This window comes from Oerskovia sp. PE-21s (assembly GCF_056158145.1).
This window is the reverse complement of record NZ_JBUXJM010000006.1, coordinates 182,534-205,487: the sequence shown is the minus strand read 5'-3', so window position 1 is coordinate 205,487 and position 22,954 is coordinate 182,534. Positions and strand designations below refer to the sequence as shown.

Genomic DNA, 22,954 nt, shown 5'->3' with positions numbered 1-22,954 from the left:
GGGCCCCCTCGATGATCCCCGATCGCTCACGAGGAGGCAGCCCGTGCCGACCCCGACGGCTCCCGCACCGCCCGCCACGACCCCGCGCGACCCCGCGCGCACCCTCGCCCTCCTGTGGGGCCTGCACGCGGACCGTGGCGCGCGGGGACCCCAGCAGTCCCGGACGCCCGACGAGGTGGCGAGCGCCGCCGTCGGGCTCGCGGACGCCGAGGGGGCGCTCACCGGCCTGTCCATGCGCAAGGTGGCCGCCGAGCTGGGGATCGGCACCATGTCGCTCTACACGTACGTCCAGAACAAGGACGACCTCGTCGACCTCGTGGTCGACCGTGCGTACGGCGAGCTCTACCCGCACGGGGAGGCTCCGGGAGCGACCTGGCAGGATCGCCTGCGCTCGGTGGCACGCGCCAACTGGGACCTGTTCGCGCGGCACCCGTGGCTCCTCGACATCGACCTCGCGCGCCCCGTCCTCGGCCCGGGCGAGACCCGCAAGTACGACGTCGAGCTGCGGGCGATCGACGGCATCGGGCTCGACGACGTCGCGATGGACGCGACCGTGACGCTCGTCGTCGGGCAGGCGACCACCGCGGCGCGGCGGGCGCGCGCGGCCCGGCTCGCGCACGAGGAGAGCGGGCAGACCGACGACGAGTGGTGGGCCGTGAACGCCCCGCTCCTCGAACGGATCAGCGAGATGAGCACGTTCGCCGTCGCCGGGAGGGTGGGTGCCACGGTCGGCGAGGCGCAGCAGTCCGCCTACTCGGCCGAGGCGGAGCTGGAGTTCGGGATCGACCGCATCGTCGCGGGCGTGCAGGCACTGGTCGCGTGAGGTCCGCGCAGGCCCTCCGGACCGGACGCACGAGCCCGCTCGTCGCGGTCGCCCAGGTCCTCCTGACCCTCGCGGGGATCCTCTACGTCGGGGTCGTCCTGGAGGCTGCCGCCGGGTGGCCCCTCGACCCGGCACGCTCCTACCTGTCCGAGCTCGCCGCGCTCGACCAGCCGACGTCCGCGCTGTTCCGGGGCACCGACCTCGCCGCCGGGGCCCTCGTGGTGACGGGCCTCGCGGTCCTGGGCGTCGCGTACCGGCGGCGGCGTGCGGCCGGGCACCCGGCGGCGACCCTCGTGCAGCGGGTGACGGCCTGGGCGCTCGTGGTGTTCGGGCTCGCCACCATGGCCGACGCCCTGCTGCCGCTCGACTGTGCCCTGTCGGTCGGGAGCTGCGCCGCGCGCGAGGACGCAGGGGTCCTGAGCCCGGCCCACCAGGCGCACACGTTCTCGAGCGTCGCGTCGGGGATCGGCTCGTTCGTCGCGAGCGCAGGCGTCGTGTGGCTCGCGCGTCCCCGACGACGCACCCTCCTCGGGGGCACGGCCCGCCTCGCCGGCGCCCTGGGGCCCGTCCTGGGGGTCGTGACCGGCACGATCGGCATGTTCGGCAGCCCGCTGCCCCTCGGCACGGGCATCGCGCAGCGCATCCAGATCGTCGCGTTCTCCGTCGTCCTGGTCCTCGCGGTGCAGGTCCTGCGGATCCCCGCGGGCCCCTCCACAGCCTCCTCCGAGGCGGGTCCCAGGGACGCGTGATGGACTGGGCCCCATGACGACGGCGACCCCGCCCCCCGCCACGTGGGTCATCCTGCCCGGCCTCCTGCTGGCCCCCTCCGACATGGAGCCGCTCGCGCGCGTGGTGCGGGACCAGTTCCCGGCCGCGACCGTCCTCGTGCTCGACTCGTGGGAGACCGCCGTCACCGCGCCCGTCGCCGCGATCCGGGCGTCGCTCGGCCTGGCCGGTCGGCATGCGCCCGCGAGCATCGGCCTCGTGGGGCACAGCGTCGGCGGTCTCGCCGCGATCGAGTGGGCGCTGTCGTTCCCCGAGGAGCTCGGGGCCGTGGTCCTGCTCGACCCGACGGCTCCCTTCCTGCCGCGCCGTCCCGAGCGGCCCGCCCCGGTCGGCGCGACGCTGCTCGCCGAGAGGCTCGTCCACGCGGGCGGCACCCTGCTCTCGCGCTGCGGGGCGGTGACGAGGCGCGGGCCTGCGCTGCGCCGTCGGGCCTGGTACGACGGGACGCACCGCCCCGACCCCATGCCCGACGACGAGGCCGCCCGCCGCTACGGCACGCCGGAGGCCTGGCGCCTGCTGGTGGGGCAGTACGAGCAGAGCTGGTCGCAGGCCGAGCGCGTCACCGAGCTGTTCGCCGACCGCTCCGACGCGCTCGACCGGCTCGCGGTACGCCCCGTCCAGCTCGTCGGGTGGGGGACGCGCGGGCAGGGCCCGTTCCTGCGGGAGGAGCGCGAGCTCGGGGCGCGCCTGGGCGCGCAGGTCTACGGCCTCCCGGGGGAGGGGCACCTGTTCCCGCTCACGAGGCCCGACGTCGTCGCGCAGGTCCTGCGTGGAGAGGTCCCCGACGGGGCGCTCGCACCCGACGCGGACGCCGCCTTCCGGTAGAGCGGGCGGCTACCAGCCGGCCGCGTACTCGAAGTGCCAGGGCTCGGGCTTCGACCCGTTGGGACGAGCCCACGCCGGGTTGTCCCACCCGTACAGCGGGGCGTTCGCGCGCAGCCACTTGTACTGTGCCGATCCCGGGCTCGACGCCGGAGCGGCGAGGTCGATCGCCAGACCCCAGCCGTGGTTGGACGTCCCCGGGACGGCCGCCAGGCCGGGCTTGGCGGCGCGGGTCGAGACCTGCTCCGAGAAGGAGCGGTACGAGTCCGTCATGGGGATGGCCGCACCGAACCGCTGCGCGTACGCGGCGGACAGCTCCTCGAGCATCGCGGCCGCATCGCAGCGCAGCGAGTGCCTCGGGGCGAAGGACAACGACGTGAGTGCGGACGCCGGGATCTTGCCGTTCGCGAAGTTGGCGGAGCCGCACTGGTCGAGCAGCGTGGCCGCACGGACGCGGCGCTCGGCCGCGAGCTCTGCCGGGGTCGCGGGGGCCGGGGTGACGACCGACTTGGACGTCTCGCCGAAGTCGTTGAGCTGCATGGCCATCTTGTCCATCGCCTGGCCGAGGTCTGCGGTCGTGACCGGACCGGTCGCCACCTCGTCCTGTGCGACCGTCGTGTCGGCGACCTCGACGCTGTCCGCGAGCGACGCGCGCTCGGTCGAGCGCGACGCCCGCTGCGAACCCTCGCTGCGCTCGGCGAGGATCGACTCCTTGAGCGCGACGAGCTCGGCACGCGCCGTCTCGAGCTCATGGGTGGGGGCCGAGGAGGCCTCGGCGCGGGCCAGCAGAGCCTCCGCCTTGGCGATCATGTCGTCGTCGGCAGCGAGGGTCGTGGTGTTCGTCCCCTCGTCGTCGGCGAGGTCCGCCTGCTGCCCGCCGGGGGCCAGGTCGCCCGACGCCGTGCCGGGGATGATCATGGGCACGCACGCCAGGGCGCCGACGAACGCGGCGCCCGTCGCGGCGCGCGCCACGAGACGCGAGCCGAACAACGTGCCGCGTGCCGGAGTCGCGGGAGCCACCGGTGTGGCCGCGGTCGCGGGGGCACCCGACTTGCGCTCGCGCCGGCTCAGCGGCGGGAAGACCGGGCCGTCGAGCGCCGGCGTCGTGGAGGCGTCTGCCGGTGCGGCGACGACCGGTGTCGGCGCCGAGCGCAGAGGGGTCGGCGCAGGGACCATGACGACGGGGATCTCGCCCGAGGGGGTCTGGAGCGGTGCCACGGCCTCAGGGGCCGCGCGCCGGATGCCGGTCGGCGGGAACGGAGCGGTCCGAGTCGCTGCCGTGACGGCGACCTGCGGAGCGGGGGCGACCGGGGTGGCTGCGGTCGGCACGGGGAACGGTACGAGAGGGGCCGGGTGGGGCGCGGCCTGCGGCACGGCGAACGTCGCGGGACGCGTCCTGGCGGTATGCCGGTGCTCGACCTGCAGGTGGTCGGCGGGAGGGCGTCCTTCGCGTCCGGCCGCGGCGAGCTCTCGCGCGCGAAGCTCGGCCTGACGTTGACGCCGCGTGGGGGTCGGCGCCGCGCCGTGCGGGCGCTGCTGGACCGGTGCGGACGTTTCCACCTGACGTGACTCCTGTGCTCTGGGACGGCCTCCGGCAGGAGGTCGGTACTGACTTCGTGGTGCGGGAGCCAGTGGTCGTTGCCGTCCGTCGTGCACCCGATCGCGGCCTACGTTACTCGTTCGTTATCGATGCGCGGAACCCCGTCGGGCCCCGATGTGACCGGGGCCGCACGATGGTGCGGAAAACTCGTCCGATCCCGCCCGCGTACTCTTCCGCGGCCGGCCGACTGGTGTCCGGTACGTCAGGGTTGGCGCGGGTCGACTGTCGCCCGGGCGGGCGGCCGGGCCACGACCTGTCAGCCCCGCCCCGACGGGCGGACGAACGGGAACGCGAGCGTCTCGCGGATGCTCGCCCCGATGAGCATCATGTAGACGCGGTCCACCCCGATACCGAGCCCGCCCGTGGGCGGCATCGCGAACTCGAGGGCGGACAGGAACTCCTCGTCGACCTCCATGGCCTCGGGGTCGCCCGCCGCGGCGAGCAGCGACTGCTGCGTGAGCCGGTTGCGCTGGTCCACGGGGTCGATGAGCTCCGAGTAGGCGGTGCCCAGCTCGGCGCCGAACGCCACGAGGTCCCACCGCTCGGCGAGCCGCGGGTCGCGGCGGTGCGTGCGGGTCAGGGGAGAGGTCTCGAGCGGGAAGTCGGTGTAGAACGTCGGCTCGACCGTCTGCCCCTCGACGAACGCGTCGTAGAGCTCGGTCACGATCGCTCCGTGCGTCATGTCGGGCGTGAAGTGGACGCCCTTCTCCTCGCAGATCGCCTGGAGCGTGGCCATCGGGGTGTCCGGCGTGACCTCCTGGCCCACGGCCTCGGACACGGCCCCGTGCACGGTACGGACGGGCCACTCGCCGTCGAGCCGGACCACGGTCCCGTCCGCCCGGCGGGACACCGGTTCGCCGTGCACGGCGACCGCGGCCTCGACGATGAGGTCGCGCGTGAGCTCGCGCATCGTCGTGTAGTCGCCGTACGCCTGGTACGCCTCGAGCGACGTGAACTCGGGGTTGTGGGTCGCGTCGACGCCCTCGTTGCGGAAGTTGCGGCCCAGCTCGAAGACGCGACCGACACCGCCGATCGCGAGCCGCTTGAGGAACAGCTCGGGCGCGATGCGCAGGTACAGGTCGAGGTCGTACGCGTTGATGTGCGTCGTGAAGGGTCGGGCGTTCGCACCGCCGTGCACGCGCTGCAGGATCGGGGTCTCGACCTCGATGAAGTCGCGGGCCGCGAGCGAGTCGCGCAGAGACTTCACGGCCTTGCTGCGTCCGCGCAGGATCTGCGCCGTCCGGGTGTCGAGGGCCAGCTCCATGTGCTTGAGCCTGACCTTGGCCTCGGCGTCCGCGAGGCCGCGGTGCTTGTCGGGCGGCGAGGTCAGGGCCTTGGATGCCATCTGCCACGCGCTCGCGTGCAGCGACAGCTCGCCGCGGCGGCTGCGGGTCAGGTCGCCCGTGGCGCTCACCTGGTCGCCCAGGTCGACCGCGCGCCGCCAGAGCCCCAGGTCGGGACCGGGGCGGTCGGCCGTGAACATGACCTGGATCTCGTCGGTCCCCTCGCGCAGGTCCGCGAAGATCACGCCGCCGTGGTCGCGCAGGCGCACCACACGCCCGACGACGGACACGTCGCCCTGGGGGGCCACGTCGCCCGGCGACGTGCTCGTCCCGGCCGGTGCCGCGACGTCGGGCACCGGCGCGCCCTGCGGCTGCCCGATCGAGTGGCCCCGGCGCACCGCCTCGCCGATCGAGACGGTGCGCGGGACGGAGACGGGGTAGGGCTCCATGCCCGCCGCGCGCAGCACGCCGAGCTTCGCGTGGCGCGTGGCCTGCTGCTCGGTCAGGCGACGCGTGGGGGCGGAGACCGTGAGCAGCGCGGTCTCCTGGGCACGCACCGCCTCGGCGAAGGCCGCGGAGACCTCGGGCCGGTGCAGGTCCGGCGAGCGGTCGCGGCGGTGGAACAGGTTCGGGGTGTTCGGCAGGAAGCCCTCGGCCTGGCCCACCGCGAAGATGACCTGCGTGAGCTGGCCCGCGTTCTGGAAGCACAGCAGTCTCGGCTTCCAGTCCGGCAGGTACTTCTCGTTCGACTTGTACAGCGAGTCGAGCTGCCAGAACCGCGACGCGATGAGCAGCACCCGGCGGTTGAAACGCTGGATCGGGGTCGCGCCGATGCGCGCGCCCTGCTCGAACGAGCCGCGGAACATCGCGAAGTTCATCGAGATCCGGTCGACGCCCGCCCCGCGGCCGGCCTTGACGAGCTCGGTCACCATGAGCTCGGTGACGCCGCTGACGGCCTGCGGGTGGCGGCGCATGACGTCGAGCGACAGGCCGCGGCGGCCCCACGGCACGAACGACAGGAGCCCGCGGGGGTTCCCCTCGGCGTCGTGCGCGGAGACGATCATCTCGCGCGGGTCGGCGGCGTCCCCGAGGCGGCTCAACGACATCGAGAAGCCCCGCTCCTCGCCGTGACGCCACTCGTCGGCCGCGGCGACCAGAGCAGCGAGCTCGTCGGCCGGGATCTCGGCCTGGCGGCGCACCAGGACCCGGTAGCCCTCGCGCTCGGGGCGTGCGACCGCGTGCCGCACCGAGCGCATCGCCGGGCCGTCGAGCGTGAACGTCCGTGTGTTGATGATGGCCTCGTCGCCCAGGGCGATCGGGTGCAGGTCCACGGCCTGGAAGGCCTTGGCCCCCAGCTCGCTCGTCGACAGGACCGCAGGCACCCAGCCGAACCGGCGGGCGTGCGCGCGCCACTGCTCGATCGCGTCGGGCCAGCTCGCCTTGTCGCCGATCGGGTCGCCCGCCGCGAGGCACACGCCGGAGATCACCCGGTAGGACACGGCCGCCCGCTGGTCCTGGGAGAAGATCGCGCTCCGGTCCCAGCGCGTCGCGAAGTACTCGAGCGAGTCGTCGCTCGGGTGCTCGAGCAGGAGCTTGCGCACCGCGAGCTCGTCGGCTGCCTCTACCTTGGCGTCGTGCGGGGCCGAGCGCATGAAGACCGCGATCGCGAGCACCAGGGCGAGCGCCGAGACCAGGCCCGCGACGAGCGCGAGCCACCCGGGACCGGAGCCGTCGGCGTGCAACGGGTAGTCGCTGGGCTTGAGACCCAGTGCGACGGACAGGCTCCAGTTCACCCGGTTGCGGATCCCGTGCAGGGTGTTCGGCACGACCTCGAGCAGCAGGAGCGTGAGGAACGCCGAGACGGCCACGCCGCCCACGAGCACGAGGATCGCCCGCCACCACGCACCCTTGCTGACTCGGGCCGGGAACGCGGACCGGGCCGCGATCAGCAGGACCACCGCCACGACGGCCACGACCCACGACGCGATCTCGAGGGGGGACAGGACCAGTCCGTCCGCGCGCAGCGCCTGCTTGTCCTCGTCGAAGACCCACAGCAGGCCCACGGCGAGCCCCAGCACCGCGACCGGGAACTGCCACACCACCACCACGAACCACAGCGCTGCGCGCTGGCGCCGCAGCAGCCCGCTCGCGATCACCCCGACCAGGACCACCGAGAACACGCTCGGGAACGTGGGGATGTTCAGGACCGCCAACCAGTCGCTCACCGTCCGGACGAAGCCCGGGGCGAACAGCAGCAGGACCAGGGCGAGCACGAGCCAGAAGGCCACGGCCTGCACGATCCTCCCCGCCCACGAGGCGACGGTCTCCGCCCAGGGTGGGGCGGAGGTGCGAGAGAGGGAGGTCGAGCGGGGCATACGTGCTCCTCGAGGCAGGCGGTGCCACCATTCAAGCGCAGGAGCGGGGTTTACGACGGGGGAACACGGCGGGTGCGCGCAGGCGCGTGCCGTGCGCGGGTCGTCCCGACGACTCGTCGGGCGGACCCGCGCACGGTGCGGGGCGACCGCTACTGCACCGTGAACGTGACGGGTGCGGACACGAGCGTCCCCTTGAACAGATGTCCCCCGGTCGCCTGCTGGGTGCCTCCCCACGTGCCGTCGGTCTGCTGCAGCGCGTACGAGTTGATCATCCAGGGGAGGGTCGCGTGCAGCTGGTACGTGCCGGGGGCCAACGGTTCCGGGGTGCCAGGACCGTTCCCGCACGTCGCGGTCGGGACCAGCGAGATCTGGTTGTCCAGCGTCCTGCCTGGTTCCAGCTCCACGTTGCCGTACGAGTCGGTAGGGGTCTGGGGGCTCGAGACGATCACGCCGTCCTGCGAGATCACGTACTCGTAGAGGAAGAAGAAGTCGACCACGTCGGGCCGGGCGTGCGGGCTGACCGTGACCCTCCCGGGGATCGTGGGTCGGGACGAGGCGTCCAGCACCGGCACGGGACCGACGACCTCGAGCCGCGCGAGCAGCTCGTCGCCCGTTGCCGCCGGTGCGGGCTGTCCGCACTGGAAGGGGACGTCCATCGTCTGCGGTGCGGGGAAGGTGACCTTCTCACCGTCGAAGGCGCCGGGCAGGAAGGTCGGCGGCTCCGGGGCCTCGGGGGGCGTCTCCGGCTCGACGGGCAGGGCGACCGCGTGGCCGTCGAGGCTGGTGACCCTCCCCTGGTCGTCGATCGCCACGGTCCACGGGCCCCCGACGACGGTGCTCGCGGTGGCCGTGCCACCGACAGGCGTGAGCTCGGTCGCGAGCGTCCCGACGGCCGTGTACGTCCCAGCCGTGGGAAGCGGGGCGTCGCCGCAGCGCCCGATGCCCGCGAGCCCGAGCGGGCCGGACTCACCGGGAGCGAGGTCGAGCGACGTCCTCGCGCCCTCGGTAGGGGGCTCGCCGGTCGTCGAGGACGACACCACCTGACCCTCGGCGTCGAGCAGGTAGACGGCGACGAAGCCCGTCGACGACGTGGTGAGGGAGGCGTCACCGGTGTTCGTGACCTTGAGCGGTGTCTCACCTGCGACGTCGGACGGGTCAGGGCCGAGCGTCAGGGGGGTGGTCGTCGCGAGGAGCTCCGAGAGGTCGTCCCCGCAGACGGGGGCGAACGTGCCGCCGAGCGGCTCGACGACGTCGGAGGTCGGCGTCGGCGTCGGGACCGGGGGAGCCGGCAGGATCTCGACGGGCGCAGGGGCGAGGAGCCCGGAGAGCCCGATGCCCGCGACGCCCAGGAGGACGAACCCGCCCGTACCGAAGGCGGCCGCGCGCCGGCGTCGGGATCTCTTGACGAGACGGTGGACCTCCACGGTCCCGGTGGTTCCGTCGGTGGCCGCGGCGCCCGCGCTCGCGGCGATGTCGGAGAAGGCGGCGTCCAGGTGCAGGGGAGTCGAGGGCAGCTGCTTGTCGTTCATCGGGCTCCTCCCAGGGGAGTGACGTCGAGGTCGTCGGACGGGGTGTCGATCGGCCCGAGGCAGGCGGCGAGCTTGCTGTTGGCATCGCTCAGGTAGCGCTTGACCGTGCCTTCGCCGAGCGAGAGCTGATCGGCGACCTGCCGGACCGTGAGGTCGGAGTAGAAGCGCAGGACGACGCACGCGCGCTCACGGGGCGAGAGCGTCATGAGTGCCTTCTGCACGTCGACGCGGTCGTCCGTGGCGGCCGGGGTGCCCGGTCCGGTCTCTCCGGTCCCGTCAGGGTCGTGGAGCAGGTGCCGGACGTTCTCCCAGTGGCGACGTCGCCGGAACCCGTCGAGGTAGGTCGTGAGGATCGCCTTGCGGACGTAGCTCTCGGCGAGCTGGAAGTCGGTCGCGGCACGCCCGCGCCGGAACGTTCGCACGAGCCCTTCCTGGACGAGGTCCTCGGCCTCCCGCAGATCGCCGCACAGCAGGTACGCGTACCCCACGAGCGCTCTCCGACGGGTGCGGACGATCTCGTCCAGCACCTGTTCCCAACGGGCCATGAAGTCCTCCTGCGTCGATCAGCGTGCCGTGTCACCGCTCTCAACGAACACCAGCGGCGAAACGTTGGGGTAGAGCGACGTCCTCGTCGGGCGGCGGCCGTTCTCAGGACACCCGCGGCGAGGCGCCGACGGCCTGGGGCCTCGATCACCACCTGGCGATCGAGGCCCCAGGCCGTCGGCGTGTGGGTGCGGGCTCGGCGTCGCCGAGGGGCTACTCCCAATACTCCCCGCACGCCCCGTTGACGAAGTCTCCGCCCAGCTCGCTGTCTCGGACGAGCTTTCCGTGCGCCTGGACGGCCCACCAGAAGCGAGGGGCGTCGAGCCACCTGGACCGGATCTCCTGGTACTCCGGCGACGAGACGGCTGGTCGCAGGTCGGCCGCGAGTGCGTAGATGTCCGTGCTGAAGGCTTCGTACACGCTCGTCATCGTGTCCTCGGTCAACCTGAAGGCTCGGCACGTCTCCCGGTCGGTCGTCGCGGGCGCCGCCTTCGGAGTTCCACCGTCCAGGACGCGAAGGGCGAAGGTCGGCACCTGCCCCGAGGAGTTCTCGGTGACCGCGTAGGTCCCCATGAGTCGCGAGAAGCCGGCGTCGGTGAAGACGGCCCCGCCCTCGAGCTCGAGCCTCCAGCCGTCGTCGCTCGCGGTCCGTTCTCGAGGTGCGACGTCAGAATTCTTGTGCACGGTGAGCGTCCGCTTCCCGTCGCCCGTGGTGACGATCTGGATCTCCTGGAAGTTGTCGGACTCGAAGGTGAGGTCGACCACGGCCGGAGCCCCGGTGCGCGAGGCTCTACGGAGCGCCTCGAAGACCATGGACGTGTCGTCCCAGAGCGCGTCGCGTACCTCGACCGGGTCGGGCCGGGGCTCCGGCGTGATCGTCAACGGGACGGGTTCCGAGACGAGCCATCCGTCGAAGAGCGTCCCGGTCGCCTCGTCGCCCCAAGTCCCGTCCGGTCGCTGGGCCGAGTAGCCGGTGAGGGGGAACCGGTGCAGTGCGAAGACCTCGTAGCTTCCTGCCGGCAGTCGTGAGAGCTGACCGCTGGCTGCACCGCACGTCGGGACCGTCGTGACCTCCATCTCACAGCCGGCCGACGACCCCGGGGTAGGTGTGGCCTCGCCCGTGGTCTCCGCAGCGGGGAGCGAGGAGCTCACGACGACCCCGTCCTGAACGACCACGTAAGCCCCCGTGGCCGAGTCGTCGTAGCGGAGCCGCACCTTGTCGTCGAACGTCATGAGGACCGGCGCGGTCGCCGAACCTGGGGTCTGAGCCGCAAGGTCGGGGATGTCGATGCTCAGACGGGCGGGCAGGTCGTCACCTGTCGGGGTCGGGGCGGGCTGCTGGCAGGCGAGGGCAGAGGCGGTGATCGCGGCCGGCAACGTCGGTGGCGGCTCGGGTGTCGGCGAGGGGGTCGCCGTCGGCGACGGGGACTCCGCCGGCGCGATCGGCTCGGGCCGCACGTCCTGCGGGATCGAGAGCGCGGCGACGCCGAGGGCCCCGGCGACGCACAGGGTCGTCGCTCCGAGGGCGACCTTCTTCGCTGCCCGACGGCGTCGCGTCCGTCCGCGGACGACGTCGAGGTGGGCGTCGAGACCGGGCAGGGACGCGTCGTCGACCAGGGCTCGCAGCGCGCGGCCCAGGTCGTCCTCGTGGTTCGAGGGTCCGTTGTCGATGGTGCTCACGCGATGTTCCTCCCGTTCGTCGTGTGCGGTGCCTTGGCTGGTGGTGCCGGGTCGGTGGTGGGCCCGGCGGTGGGTGCGGGGGATGTCGCTGGCGTCGCGGTGGACCCTGCGATCGGGGAAGCGGCGCCCAGGGTCTGCTGCATGACGGCCATCGCGTCCGACAGGTGACGCTTGACGGTCCCTTCGGCGCAACCGAGCTCCTCGGCGATGCGCGGGACCGTCAGGTCCTCGTAGTACCGGAGCACGACGCACGCACGCTGCCGTGGCGTCAGGCCGGCGAGCGCCCTGGCCGTGTCGGCGCGGGCCGAGGCGGGGGCTTCCGGTCCGGCCACGCCCTCGCGCTGCCCGACGAGATGGCGCAGTCCGAGCCAGTGCCGTCGAGGGCGGTACCCGTCGAGGTAGAGGGTGAGGATCGCGCGGCGCACGTACCCCTCGAGGTGGGCGACGGGGCGGTCGGCCCCCTGCGCAGCCGTTTCGTCGAGCGTGAAGAGCCGGGTCCCGCCCGGAGGTGTGGCAGGAGCGGTCCGCCCCTCCGTCGTCGCGCCCCTCCCGCGGAGTCTCGAGAACACCTTGACGAGTGCGTCCTGCACCACGTCCTCCGCGTCGCGCCTGTTCCCGCAGAGCAGGTAGGCGTACCCCACGAGCGCGGTCCCACGCTGTCTGGTCAGCGCGGTGAGCTCGTCGTCCCAGTCGGCCACCGTTCCCCCTTCGTCCTCAGCCCGACCGCCCGTGGTGGGCGGTGTCACTGATCATGACGCGTGGTGCGCGTGGATCGTTGGGGGTGAAGTCCGGCGCGTGACGCACGTCGCCCCGCATCCCGGGTGGGGGTGCGGGGCGGTGGGGGTGTGCTGGGGTGGGTGGTGGTCAGGGGGCGGTGACGAAGAGGTGGCGCGCGACGTCGTCGGGCAGGTCCAGGACGGTCTCGGCTCCTTGCGCGGAAACCGTGTACGACCCGGCCTCGGGGGTGATCGTGACCTCCTGGCGGGGCAGGATGCCCGCGGCCGCCAGGCGCGCGAGCAGGTCCGTGTCGGTCTGCAGGGGCTCGGCGATGCGCTGGACGACCACGCGCAGCGCGCCCGGCGCGCGCCCGGCACGGTCGGCCGCGGCCACGTACGCGGGCAGCGACACGACCCCGTCGAGGTACTCGATCTCCACGATGTCCTCGCCCAGCTCCGACAGGCCCGGGATCGGGTTGCCGTACGGGTCGTGGTGCGGGTGGTCCAGCAGACCGATCAACCGCTTCTCCACGAGCTCGCTCATCACGTGCTCCCACCGGCACGCCTCGACGTGCACGAACTCCCAGTCGAGCTTGATCACGTCCGTCAACAACCGCTCCGCCAACCGGTGCTTACGCATCACCCGCTGCGCCTTGGCGTGCCCGTCCGGGGTGAGCTCGAGATGACGATCCCCCGTCACCACGACCAGACCATCACGCTCCATGCGCGCCACCGTCTGCGAGACCGTCGGACCCGAATGACCCAGCCGCTCCGCGATCCGCGCACGCAGAGGGACGATCCCCTCCTCGTCCAGCTCGTAGACCGTCTTCAGATACATCTCGGTGGTGTCGATCAGGTCGGTCACGTCGCGCTCCGGGCTAAAGTTGAAGGATTCCAATCTTGGAACGTCTCCACATGCTACGTCACGCGCGGGCCCACGACGAGACGGCTCGACGCCCACTCTGCGACGTCGCGCACGACGTCTCGTGACGCACGCCACACATGGCTAGACTCGGGCGCATCCTCCGGGGGTGCCGGAGGACCAGCCGGTGACCCCGGTCCAGCAGTCGTCAAGGAGGACGGATGCTCACGCTCAGCTCCACCAGTCTCACGATCGTCGCGGTGATCGGGGCCATAGGCCTCGCCGCGCTCGTCTTCGCGTTCGTCCTCAGACGCCAGGTACTGGCCGCTCCCGAAGGCACCGCGAAGATGCAGGACATCGCGCAGGCCATCCAGGAGGGGGCCTCGGCCTACCTCAACCGGCAGTTCCGGACCCTGGCGCTGTTCGCGGTGATCGTCTTCGGCCTGCTGTTCCTCCTGCCCGGCGACGCCGGGATCAAGGTGGGCCGGTCGGTCGCGTTCCTCGTCGGTGCCGGGTTCTCCGCGTGCATCGGCTACCTGGGGATGTGGCTCGCGGTGCGCGCGAACGTGCGCGTCGCGTCCGCCGCGACCCGGCCCGGGGGACGGGCCGAGGGGGCGCGCGTCGCGTTCCGGACCGGTGGCGTGGTGGGGATGTCCGTCGTGGGTTTAGGCCTGCTCGGTGCGGCCGGCGTGGTGCTGCTGTACCGAGGGGACGCTCCGGCTGTGCTCGAGGGGTTCGGGTTCGGGGCTGCACTGCTCGCGATGTTCATGCGCGTGGGCGGCGGGATCTTCACCAAGGCGGCGGACGTCGGTGCGGACCTGGTGGGCAAGGTCGAGCAGGGGATCCCCGAGGATGACCCGCGCAACGCCGCGACCATCGCGGACAACGTGGGCGACAACGTGGGGGACTGCGCGGGCATGGCCGCAGACCTCTTCGAGTCGTACGCCGTCATGCTCGTCGCGGCCCTCATCCTCGGCAAGGCCGCGATGGGCGAGCAGGGGCTCGTCTTCCCGCTGATCGTCACGGCCATCGGCGCGTTCGTCGCGGTCCTGGGCGTCTTCATCACGCGCGTGCGGGGCAGCGAGAACGGCCTGCGGGCCATCTACCGCGGGTTCTACCTCTCGGCGCTGCTCGGCGCGGTCCTCGCAGGCGTCGCGGCGTTCGCTTACCTGCCGTCGTCGTTCTCGGAGCTGTCGGGCACCGCGGACCTAGGCGACGTCACGAGCGACCCGCGCGTGGTCGCGGCGCTCGCGGTCCTCATCGGCGTGGTCCTGGCGGGCATCATCCTGTGGGTCACGGGCTACTTCACGGGCACGACGTCGAAGCCCACCCTCCACGTGGCCGCCACCTCCCGCACGGGAGCGGCCACGGTCGTCCTGTCCGGGATCGGGGTCGGGTTCGAGTCCGCGGTCTACACCGCGGGCATCATCGCGGCAGCGATCTGCGGGGTCTTCCTCATCGCGGGCGGCTCGGTGTGGCTGTCGCTGTTCCTCATCGCGCTCGCGGGCTGCGGGCTCCTGACGACGGTCGGCGTGATCGTCGCGATGGATACGTTCGGGCCCGTCTCGGACAACGCGCAAGGAATCTACGAGATGTCCGTCGGCGAGGCCGGTGACGGCAACCCGGAGGCCGCGCAGATCCTCACCGACCTCGACGCCGTGGGCAACACGACCAAGGCCATCACCAAGGGCATCGCGATCGCGACCGCCGTCCTCGCGGCGACCGCGCTGTTCGGGTCGTACGCCGACGCCGTGGGCGGGGCGCTCGCGGACATCACGAACCCGGCAGGCGGCCTCGTCGTCTCGATGCTCGACTACTCGATCATCTCGCCGATCACCCTGGTCGGCGTGATCCTCGGCGCCGCGACCGTGTTCCTGTTCTCGGGCCTCGCGATCGACGCCGTGACCCGCGCTGCCGGCGCGATCGTCTACGAGGTGCGCCGGCAGTTCCGCGAGCACCCCGGGATCATGACGTACGACGAGCGCCCCGAGTACGGCAAGGTCGTCGACATCTGCACGCGCGACTCGTTGCGCGAGCTCGCGACGCCGGGCCTGCTGGCCGCGTTCGCACCCATCGCGGTGGGCTTCGGGCTGGGCGTGGGTCCGCTTGCGGGCTTCCTCGCGGGGGCCATCGGGGCGGGCGTGCTCATGGCCGTCTTCCTGGCGAACTCGGGCGGGGCGTGGGACAACGCGAAGAAGATCGTCGAGGACGGCGCGTACGGCGGCAAGGGGTCCCCGGCGCACGAGGCGACCGTCGTCGGCGACACCGTCGGCGACCCGTTCAAGGACACGGCCGGTCCGGCGATCAACCCGCTGCTCAAGGTCATGAACCTGGTCGCGGTGCTCATCGCTCCCGCCGTGGTCGCGCTGAGCGTGCCCGCGGACGCCAACCACGCCCTGCGCATCGGGATCGCCGTGATCGCGGCGGGCATCGCGTTTGGGGCGGTCATCCTGTCGAGGCTGCGCGCTGCGCGCGTGGACCGCGAGCAGATGTCGGAGGAGCCGCAGGCGGTGCGGACGAGCTGAGGTCGCGCCCTCCGGGGGGTCAGGACGAGCGTGGCCCCGAGGTCACGCTCGTCCTGACACGTCAGAGACCGTCGAGAGCCCGGGCCGTGACGGCGCCGGAGTCGCGGGGCGCAGCGGACCCCGTCAGCGGGCGCCCTCGACCCGTTCGCGGAGCGCGATCGGCAGGTGGCAGTTGTCGATCATCCACCGCGTCCACTCGGTGCTCCAGTCGATCTCCTCCGCCGCGGCGACGACCCAGTTGGACCGCTCGAGCACTCGGTCGAGGCCGTCGAGCACAGCGGCTCGCTCGTCGGGCGTGCACCCGACCCGCGCCGGCTCGCGCGACCGGAGCTCGTGGCTCAGCGCGATCGCGACCGACGCGCGTTCACCTGTCGCCTCTTGGCCCGACAGGTGACGGACCCACGCTGCCAGCACGAGGGGCGCTGGCGGGTAGCCCGCGAGGTCGATGCCCATGCCGGTGGCGTACGACATGACGTGCAGGAGCCGCCCCGTGTGGTCGATCAGAGCGTCGTCGGCCGACTCGCGTGTGATCGCCTCGTGCAGGCTGGCCCGCAGTGCGACGGCGCCGGCGAAGTAGCCGTTGCGGAAGTCTCCGTCGCACGCGTGGCGTAGCAGCCAGTCGCGCTGGCTCCCACCCCACCTGAGGAGGTCCTCGACGTAGGTCACGCGCCCCCAGCCGGTGGAGCGCTCCGCGAGCCGGTGCAGGTGCAGGTGACCGCCCCTGGCCCGCACGAGCGCCTCTGCGGCGAGCGGCGCGAAGGTCTCGGACAGGAGGCCGATGGTCAGCACGACCTCGACGGTCTCGGGCGGGAGCCGGTGCACTGCGAGCAGGGCGAGGCCGATGGAGACCCCGCACCGATCCTGTCCGTGCTCGACGAGCCGCCGCCCGGTGGACAGGACGAGGTCCGGGTCCGCGCGCAACGCCACCGAGTGGACGTGGTCGTTCTTGCGGTACGGGATGTCCACCGCGTGCAGGGCGGCCTCCAGCCGAGCGACGTCCCCGTGCGGCGCCGCGAAGTAGTCAGCGAGCAGATCGGCCGCCGCAGCGCCTCTCATCCTGGGGTCGGGCTCGGGGACCGCTCGCCGGGTGCGGTGGGCCGCGTCGTCGGGCAACGGGCGTCCGTTCCCGGGAAGAGGCCCGACGGGATGTGCCGCATCCAGCCCACGGGCGTGCTCGGCGAGCGACAAGGGCCCCTCCGGTCTCGTATCGTCCCCCGTCATGAGGGCATTATGCCCGGTCGGAGCGGTCAGGTGGCACTCTCCTGATCTGTGGCGGGCATGACACGAGCGCAGAGGGGTGGGCGCGTCCGTGGATGCGCCGGGCCGATCGGGGCCGTGTCAGGATGCGGAGCATGAGAGCAGGCGGGCGACCATGAGCGACAGCTTCCTTGGCGTTCCGGGCTACCGCCCGGCGGATCTCAGGGGCGTGGGCGATCTCGTCGCCGCCCATGGCGCACGCCTCTCCGCGCTCGTGGGGCGTCCCCTCACGCGCGGTTGGCTGCTCTGGGACCTCCACGAGGACACCTGGTTCGCCGATGCGCCGGTCTTGCTGGAACTCGACGGCGTGCAGCTCGAGATCCAGCACTCGAAGTTCGACGACCTCTCGCTGACATGGAGCACGGTGGACCCTCGTGCGGCCGTCGCGTTCCCCGACATGGGGCCGGACGTCGAGTTCGACCTCGTGTGGCGCGACGACGCGGTCAAGGACCTCTCCCGGCTCCACGGACAGCACGTGCTCGCGGTCGATCTCGTCGAGTGGCGCGGAGCGGACATGGCGAACGGCATGGTCGCGGTGAGCCTCACGTTCGAGGACGGACGGTTGACGGTCGAGAACGCGCTCGACGAGAACGGCTTGCACTTCGGCGCGCTCCCACCGGAGTACCGCGTGCTCTCCCGTCGCGCCGGCGGAGACCCGGCCTGACCTGTCAGGTGCGGCGAGTGGTGGGGTATCGCCGCGTCAGCGCCAGTGCTCGAGCAGCCGGGCCGTCGTCCCCGTCGCCTTGTCGAGGACGTCCTCGGTCCCGTCGGCCGCCGCGGACAGGAGTGCTGCGTCGATGAAGTGCCCCAGGAGGTCGACGTCGGTGACGTGGTCGTACCCGCTCGCCTCGAGCACGGTCCGCAGGGCCGCGAGCAGCCGGGGGCGGGACGCGCGCAGGATGGGGCGCAGCGCAGGGTCGCGCATCGCGGTGAGCACGGGGTCGAGCCGGACGTCGACCACCTGGTCGTCGACCGAGGGCGCGTAGAACGTCTCGATGAGCAGCCGAGCCGTGCTCGCGGTCGAGCGGTCGCGTCGCGCCAGGCCTGCGGCCTTCTCGGTCGCGGCCGTGCCGCGCAGCTCCTCGGCGGCCTCGACGGCGGCTGTGACGAGCGAGGAGCTCGACGGGAAGTAGTACGAGGCGGAGCCCTGCGGCACGCCCGCCGCCCGGGCGACCCGTCGGTGGGTCACTGCGGGGAACCCCTCGGCGAGCAGGAGGCGCGCGGCGGCCTCGACCATGACGCGCTGGCGGTCGCTGCTGCGGGCCTGGACGGGGACGCGGGCGTCGGTGCTCCGGCGGCGGGCGCCCGCAGCGAGGTCCGGCGGGCCGGTGAGGGGAGTGTCAGGGCGTGCGAGGAGGGGATCGACCTCCGGCCCGGTGTCGTGGGAGGGGTCGACCATCTCTCGCTGCGTCGCGCTCACGCGGTCATCCTAGGGAGGAAACGGACCAAGGGGGCGACGAACGCCGTGGAGGACCGGTGACGGTCGCGGAGCAGGGCGGGAACGGTCGTCGGTGGCGGATTTTCTGCGCAGGGTCACCAGCCCGCATCATGGAGGGATGAAGACCTCGTTCCAGCGCCCGACGACGGCGCTCGCCGTCGTCGCGCTGCTCGCCCTGGGGGCCTGCTCGGGAGGCGACGACGCCGCGTCGTCCGCCTCGTCGCCGAAGGCGGCCGCGAGCGAGAGCACGCCCGACAGCGCTGCTGTCGACGCCGCGACCGACGCCGCCTCCGCGGCGGACGCGGACGCCGGGGCGGCCGCCGCGGCAGAGGGCGGCGAGGCGGCACCGGCCGTCGACACGTCGTTCTGTGCCGCGACCGAGACGGCATGGGCCGCGGCCAACACCGCGCAGGTGTCGATGAGCGTGGACCACCCGCGCACCCTGGTGACCGGCTTCGAGAACGCCCGGGTCGCGCTCACGAGCGTGGAGCCCCCGGCGGACGTCGCGGCCGACTGGAAGACCGTGACGTCCTACGTCTCGACCGCCGCCAAGGCGCTCGCGAAGGCCGACGGAGACTCCCCGAAGGCGATCGTCAAGGCGCTCGACGACGCGGGCAAGGACCTCGACACCGATGCGATGACGGCGGCGTCGGCCCGCGTGACGGCCTACCTGGACACCACCTGCACCGGGTGAACCGGATGGGGAGAAGTCCCCTCGGGGCGAATTCTGGCGACGTTGCTCTCAGCAATGCTCCAGGATGGGGTCCGTGACCAACCGAAAGAGCTCGACCACGACCGTCAGCGGCCTCGCGACCGCCGTCCTCCTGACCCTCTCGCTCGCAGCCTGCAGCGGCGGTGGCGCCGATGTCGCCGCGTTCTGCAAGGCGGGCGAGGACCTCGACGCCACCATGGCCGACGTCGACCCGTCGGACCTCGCGAGCACGGGTGACGCGTTCACGACCCTCGCCGCCGAGATGAAGAAGATCACCGCCCCCGACGAGGTCGCCGCCGACTGGACCGTCCTGACCGAGGCCATGTCCGGGGCCGGTGCGACGTTCACCGAGCTCGACGACCTCGACCCGACCGACCCGGCCTTCCTCGACAAGGCGACCGCGGTCGGCGAGGACATCGAGAGCGACAAGGTGACGGCCGCGATGAAGAACCTCGAGACGTTCTCCGCGGAGAACTGCAAGGCCTGACCCGAGAGTCCCGGAGGGGCCGGTCACGCAGCGCGCGCTGCGAGGCCGGCCCCTCGTCGTGGGTGCCGGGGGCAGGGTGCCCCGCGGGCCGCTCGGGGGAGGATAGGGGCATGTCCCTCGGTGAACCCACGATCGACCCACGCCTCCTGCCGCTGCTGCGCGACGACCTCGCAGCCGCCTCCTACACGGTCGACGGGGTCGAGGACTTCCTCGGTCCGCTCGCGGCGGCGGCCCTGCACCGCGAGCAGGCAGTGCCCGCCCTGCGTGTCGCCCGGGCCGCGCTCGACGACGCGACGGGTGCGGCGTCGTCGGGCCGCAAGGACCCCCGTGCGGTGCTCGCCGCGCTGTTCCTGCTGGGCCTCGAGGTCCGGCGCGCGGACCTCGACGCCGCCCTGCCGGGCGTCGGGGCCGACGGCGCCGCTCGCCTCGGGCTCGTGGCCGCGGCGGGCAACGGGCCCGACGACGGCGTCCGCGCCCTGGTGGACCTGCGCCCCTACGCCGCGGCCGACGCGGCCGGTCCGGTCACGTGGTGGCTGGCCTCCGACCTGGGCGAGCTCGCGACCGGGCGACGCCTCGCGGGCGACCACGTGCTGGGCGCGGGCGGCGCCTCGATCACGCTCGCGCAGGTCACGATGCGTACCCCGGTGGGCCGGGTGCTCGACCTCGGGACCGGCTGCGGCATCCAGGCCCTGCACGCCTCGCGGCACGCGCAGTCGGTCGTCGGGACCGACATCTCCCGGCGTGCGCTGCGGTTCGCCGAGTTCAACGCCGCCCTCGACGGGGTGCGCCTCGACCTGCGGGAGGGTTCGATGCTCGACCCGGTCGCGGGCGAGCAGTTCGACCTCGTGGTCTCCAACCCGCCGTTCGTCATCACGCCGCGCGGGACCTCGGGAGCGACCAGCGCCCTTCCTGAGTACGAGTACCGCGACGGTGGGCGCGCGGGCGACGACCTGGTGCGGGACCTGGTCCGAGGCGTCGGGGACGTGCTGGCGCCGGGCGGCGTCGCGCAGATGCTCGGCAACTGGGAGCACCGGCGCGGCGAGCCCTGGACCGAGCGAGTGGGTGCCTGGCTGGAAGAGGCCGGGCTCGACGGCTGGGTCATCCAGCGCGAGGTGCTGGACCCGGCCGAGTACGCCGAGACGTGGATCCGTGACGGCGGCACGACCCCCGAGCGCGAGCCCGGGGCGTGGGCGGCGTCGTACGAGGCGTGGCTCGACGACTTCGCGACGCGCGACGTCGAGGCCGTGGGCTTCGGGATCGTCACGCTCCGCAAGCCCGCCGAGGGGCACGGCGTGAGCCTGCGCCGCCTCGAGGAGCACACGGGGTCGGTGCGTCAGCCGCTCGGCGGGCACCTGGCCGCCTCGCTCGCGGCCCACGACTGGCTCGCAGCCCGTGACGACGCCGCGCTCGCGTCCTCGCGTCTCACGGTGGCTCCCGACGTGACCGAGGAGCGCTACCTGACGCCCGGCGCCGAGGACCCGAACGTCGTGATCGTGCGGCAGGGCGACGGCCTGGGCCGGGGGATCCAGGCGTCGACCGGGCTCGCGGCGCTCGTGGGGGCGAGCGACGGCGAGCTCACCGTCGGGCAGCTGATCGGGGCGATCGCGTCGCTGTTCGAGGTCCCGACGGGCGACCTGGCGGGCGAGCTCCTCCCGGCGGTCCGTGGCCTGGTGAGGGACGGCTTCCTGCTCCCGTGACGCTCGGGGTTGCCTCTAGGGTGCCGAGCACGGGGTTGAGGTCGTTGTCCCGGCGATGACGGCCTCAACCTCGTGCTCGGCCGCACGGAACCTCCTGGTCGGCTGCAGCGACCGGAAAGGCCGTGCGGCGCGCCCCGCGCCTCCCTAGGTTGAGCCCATGACCTCTCGCATCCAGCACACGACGTTCGACGCCCGCGACGCCTACGCGCAGTCGGTCTGGTGGTGCGGGGTCCTCGGCTACGTCGAGGACCCCGACGACCCGAACCTGCCCGGCCACGAGGAGTGCATGATCTTCCCGCCCGCCGGCACCCACGCCCCGGCCGAGTCCCGCGGACGCCTGCTGTTCATCGAGGTCCCGGAGGGCAAGGAGATCAAGAACCGGCTCCACCTGGACCTGCGGCCCACCGACGGGACGCGCGAGCAGGAGGTCGAACGGCTCGTCGGCCTGGGGGCGACCAGGCTCGCCGACCACCGGCGACCCGACGGCTCCGGGTGGGTCACGCTCGCGGACCCCGAGGGCAACGAGTTCTGCATCCTGCGCAGCGACGCCGAGGTCGCGGCCCAGGGCGGCTGAGCCGCCCGCTCCCTCCCGGTGCCGAGCATGCGGTTGTCGTCGTGAAGCGGCGGGTTTTCGACGCCAACCGCATGTTCGACGGACGCCAGCCGCATGCTCGGCAGCGCGGGGCCGCCCGCGGGGCCCCTGCGGAGCGTGCCGTCAGTCCCGCCCGAGGATCATCGCGAGGCTCAGCTCGCGCACGGCCCGCGCGTCGTCCCCGGTGGGCGCCAGGTCCGGGGTCGCGAGCGTCAGGTGCTCGGCGCCCACGACGGTCGCGAGCGCGATGGTCGCGCGCGCCCGGGCCTCGCCGGGGGAGAAGCCTGCCGAGCGCAGGAGGCGCGTGACGACGTCGAGCCGCTGGGCCGTGACGCGGGACATGGCCTCGGCGACGCCCGGGAGGTCGGTCTGCGCGTAGAGGAGCTGCTCGCCCGTGCGGGGCGAGCGGCGGCGGGTCACGGCGGTGAAGAGCGCGGCGAGCTGGTCCGCAGGACTGCCGGGCGTGGCCTCGACCTCCTCGACGATCCGCGCGGTCTCGGCCTCCCAGCGGGCGAGGACGGCGTCGACGAGGGCCTGCCGGTCGGCGAAGTGCCAGTAGAACGACCCCTTGGTCGCGCCGAGCGTGCGCGCGACGGGTTCCACCTTGACGGCGTCGAGCCCGGCGGTCGCGAAGGCGTCGTAGGCGGCGTCGACCCAGGCGGCGGCATCGAGGCGGGTGGTCGGCGGCATGGTCCGTACGCTACCGTACGGATACACCGTACGGTGCCGTACGGACCGGTTCGAGGAAGGCGATCCCCATGACCGCAGCACCCGCGAAGCCCCACTTCTCCTCGCTCGCGTTCGAGGACGTCCCCCGACCCGACCACGCCGACGTCGTGGTCGTGCCCCTGCCCGACGGCGCCACGACCGACCCTGCCGCGTGGGCCCGCGCGATCTTCGACGTCCGCTCGACGCCCCTGTGGGTGCGCGCCGCGTTCGTCCTGCGGCAGGCTCTCGTCCCGCTCATCGGCGTGAGTCGCGGCGACCAGAGCGTGTTCGACGTCTCCCGGGTCGAGGGGGAGGAAGCACTCGTCGTCGCGGACGACACGCACCTCGACTTCCGCTGCGCGGTAGGGGTCGACGGCGCCGCTCGCCTCGTGCGCGTCACGACCGTCGTGCGTCTGCACGGCTGGAAGGGGCGCGCCTACTTCGTCCCGGTGCGGCTGGCCCACGGTCCCGTGCTGACCGCGATGCTGCGCCGGGCGGCTCGACGCCTGGGCTGACCCC

At 73.0% G+C, this 22,954-nt stretch carries 20 protein-coding genes; 10 read left to right on the top strand and 10 right to left on the bottom strand.

Features of this window, described 5'->3' with window-relative positions; translation table 11 throughout:
* Positions 1–43 precede the first annotated feature (43 nt).
* Genes ACZDYF_RS13455 through ACZDYF_RS13445 form a run of 3 tightly spaced genes read left to right on the top strand, consistent with a single transcriptional unit; the run spans position 44 to position 2,434 of the window.
* A complete protein-coding gene (locus ACZDYF_RS13455; RefSeq protein WP_307823957.1) occupies positions 44–823 on the top strand; it encodes a TetR/AcrR family transcriptional regulator in 780 nt (259 codons plus the stop codon).
* On the top strand, positions 820–1,572 hold the full coding sequence (locus ACZDYF_RS13450; RefSeq protein WP_475057682.1) for a DUF998 domain-containing protein: 753 nt from the start codon (positions 820–822) through the stop codon (positions 1,570–1,572). Before ACZDYF_RS13455 ends, ACZDYF_RS13450 begins: the two co-directional genes overlap by 4 nt.
* A gap of 13 nt (positions 1,573–1,585) precedes the next feature.
* Positions 1,586–2,434 carry an alpha/beta fold hydrolase gene (locus ACZDYF_RS13445; RefSeq protein WP_475057679.1) on the top strand — a complete coding sequence of 283 codons (849 nt, stop codon included), beginning with the start codon at positions 1,586–1,588 and terminating at the stop codon, positions 2,432–2,434.
* Positions 2,435–2,443: 9 nt separating this feature from the next.
* Here ACZDYF_RS13445 and ACZDYF_RS13440 read toward each other — a convergent pair whose 3' ends face one another.
* From ACZDYF_RS13440 to ACZDYF_RS13410, 7 genes are all read right to left on the bottom strand, one after another.
* On the bottom strand, positions 2,444–3,991 hold the full coding sequence (locus tag ACZDYF_RS13440; protein ID WP_475057675.1) for a M15 family metallopeptidase: 1,548 nt from the start codon (positions 3,989–3,991) through the stop codon (positions 2,444–2,446).
* A gap of 296 nt (positions 3,992–4,287) precedes the next feature.
* Positions 4,288–7,689: a bifunctional lysylphosphatidylglycerol synthetase/lysine--tRNA ligase LysX gene (gene lysX, locus ACZDYF_RS13435; RefSeq protein WP_475057672.1), complete on the bottom strand. Its 3,402-nt coding sequence runs from the start codon at positions 7,687–7,689 to the stop codon at positions 4,288–4,290.
* A gap of 149 nt (positions 7,690–7,838) precedes the next feature.
* The gene (locus tag ACZDYF_RS13430; protein WP_475057669.1) at positions 7,839–9,218 is read right to left on the bottom strand and encodes a hypothetical protein; all 1,380 of its coding nucleotides are present in this window, start codon (positions 9,216–9,218) and stop codon (positions 7,839–7,841) included.
* The gene (locus tag ACZDYF_RS13425; RefSeq protein ID WP_475057666.1) at positions 9,215–9,763 is read right to left on the bottom strand and encodes a sigma-70 family RNA polymerase sigma factor; all 549 of its coding nucleotides are present in this window, start codon (positions 9,761–9,763) and stop codon (positions 9,215–9,217) included. The genes ACZDYF_RS13430 and ACZDYF_RS13425 overlap by 4 nt, the downstream gene beginning before the upstream one ends.
* Before the next feature lie 211 nt (positions 9,764–9,974).
* Positions 9,975–11,441, bottom strand: coding sequence for a hypothetical protein (locus tag ACZDYF_RS13420; RefSeq protein ID WP_475057663.1), 1,467 nt, complete (start codon positions 11,439–11,441; stop codon positions 9,975–9,977).
* Positions 11,438–12,139, bottom strand: a complete 702-nt coding sequence (locus tag ACZDYF_RS13415; protein ID WP_475057660.1) for an RNA polymerase sigma factor — start codon at positions 12,137–12,139, stop codon at positions 11,438–11,440. Before ACZDYF_RS13415 ends, ACZDYF_RS13420 begins: the two co-directional genes overlap by 4 nt.
* Before the next feature lie 166 nt (positions 12,140–12,305).
* A complete protein-coding gene (locus ACZDYF_RS13410) occupies positions 12,306–13,022 on the bottom strand; it encodes an iron-dependent transcriptional repressor DtxR (RefSeq protein ID WP_475051931.1) in 717 nt (238 codons plus the stop codon).
* Between the two features lie 218 nt (positions 13,023–13,240).
* Here ACZDYF_RS13410 and ACZDYF_RS13405 point away from each other — a divergent pair, with 218 nt between their 5' ends.
* A complete protein-coding gene (locus tag ACZDYF_RS13405; protein ID WP_191792301.1) occupies positions 13,241–15,544 on the top strand; it encodes a sodium-translocating pyrophosphatase in 2,304 nt (767 codons plus the stop codon).
* Positions 15,545–15,667: 123 nt separating this feature from the next.
* On the opposite strand, the gene ACZDYF_RS13400 is transcribed toward ACZDYF_RS13405, so the two are convergent.
* On the bottom strand, positions 15,668–16,600 hold the full coding sequence (locus ACZDYF_RS13400; protein ID WP_475057656.1) for a hypothetical protein: 933 nt from the start codon (positions 16,598–16,600) through the stop codon (positions 15,668–15,670).
* A 316-nt stretch (positions 16,601–16,916) separates the two neighbouring features.
* Here ACZDYF_RS13400 and ACZDYF_RS13395 point away from each other — a divergent pair, with 316 nt between their 5' ends.
* Positions 16,917–17,465, top strand: coding sequence for a hypothetical protein (locus ACZDYF_RS13395; RefSeq protein ID WP_475057653.1), 549 nt, complete (start codon positions 16,917–16,919; stop codon positions 17,463–17,465).
* Positions 17,466–17,501: 36 nt separating this feature from the next.
* Here ACZDYF_RS13395 and ACZDYF_RS13390 read toward each other — a convergent pair whose 3' ends face one another.
* On the bottom strand, positions 17,502–18,221 hold the full coding sequence (locus ACZDYF_RS13390) for a TetR/AcrR family transcriptional regulator (protein WP_364076632.1): 720 nt from the start codon (positions 18,219–18,221) through the stop codon (positions 17,502–17,504).
* 136 nt (positions 18,222–18,357) lie between these two features.
* On the opposite strand from ACZDYF_RS13390, the gene ACZDYF_RS13385 reads away from it, so the two are divergent.
* From ACZDYF_RS13385 to ACZDYF_RS13370, 4 genes are all read left to right on the top strand, one after another.
* Positions 18,358–18,933: a hypothetical protein gene (locus ACZDYF_RS13385; RefSeq protein ID WP_475057650.1), complete on the top strand. Its 576-nt coding sequence runs from the start codon at positions 18,358–18,360 to the stop codon at positions 18,931–18,933.
* Positions 18,934–19,006: 73 nt separating this feature from the next.
* Positions 19,007–19,438: a hypothetical protein gene (locus ACZDYF_RS13380; RefSeq protein WP_475057647.1), complete on the top strand. Its 432-nt coding sequence runs from the start codon at positions 19,007–19,009 to the stop codon at positions 19,436–19,438.
* Between the two features lie 110 nt (positions 19,439–19,548).
* Positions 19,549–21,135 (top strand): DUF7059 domain-containing protein, encoded by a 1,587-nt coding sequence (locus ACZDYF_RS13375; protein ID WP_400274336.1) that lies wholly within the window; start codon positions 19,549–19,551, stop codon positions 21,133–21,135.
* A 157-nt stretch (positions 21,136–21,292) separates the two neighbouring features.
* Positions 21,293–21,709 carry a VOC family protein gene (locus tag ACZDYF_RS13370; RefSeq protein ID WP_204807512.1) on the top strand — a complete coding sequence of 139 codons (417 nt, stop codon included), beginning with the start codon at positions 21,293–21,295 and terminating at the stop codon, positions 21,707–21,709.
* 141 nt (positions 21,710–21,850) lie between these two features.
* Here the strand turns inward: ACZDYF_RS13370 and ACZDYF_RS13365 are convergent, their stop codons facing one another.
* Positions 21,851–22,417, bottom strand: coding sequence for a TetR/AcrR family transcriptional regulator (locus tag ACZDYF_RS13365; RefSeq protein ID WP_475057641.1), 567 nt, complete (start codon positions 22,415–22,417; stop codon positions 21,851–21,853).
* Between the two features lie 68 nt (positions 22,418–22,485).
* Here ACZDYF_RS13365 and ACZDYF_RS13360 point away from each other — a divergent pair, with 68 nt between their 5' ends.
* Entirely contained in the window at positions 22,486–22,950 is a 465-nt protein-coding gene (locus tag ACZDYF_RS13360) for a DUF2867 domain-containing protein (protein ID WP_475057637.1), read from the top strand.
* Positions 22,951–22,954: the final 4 nt, after the last annotated feature.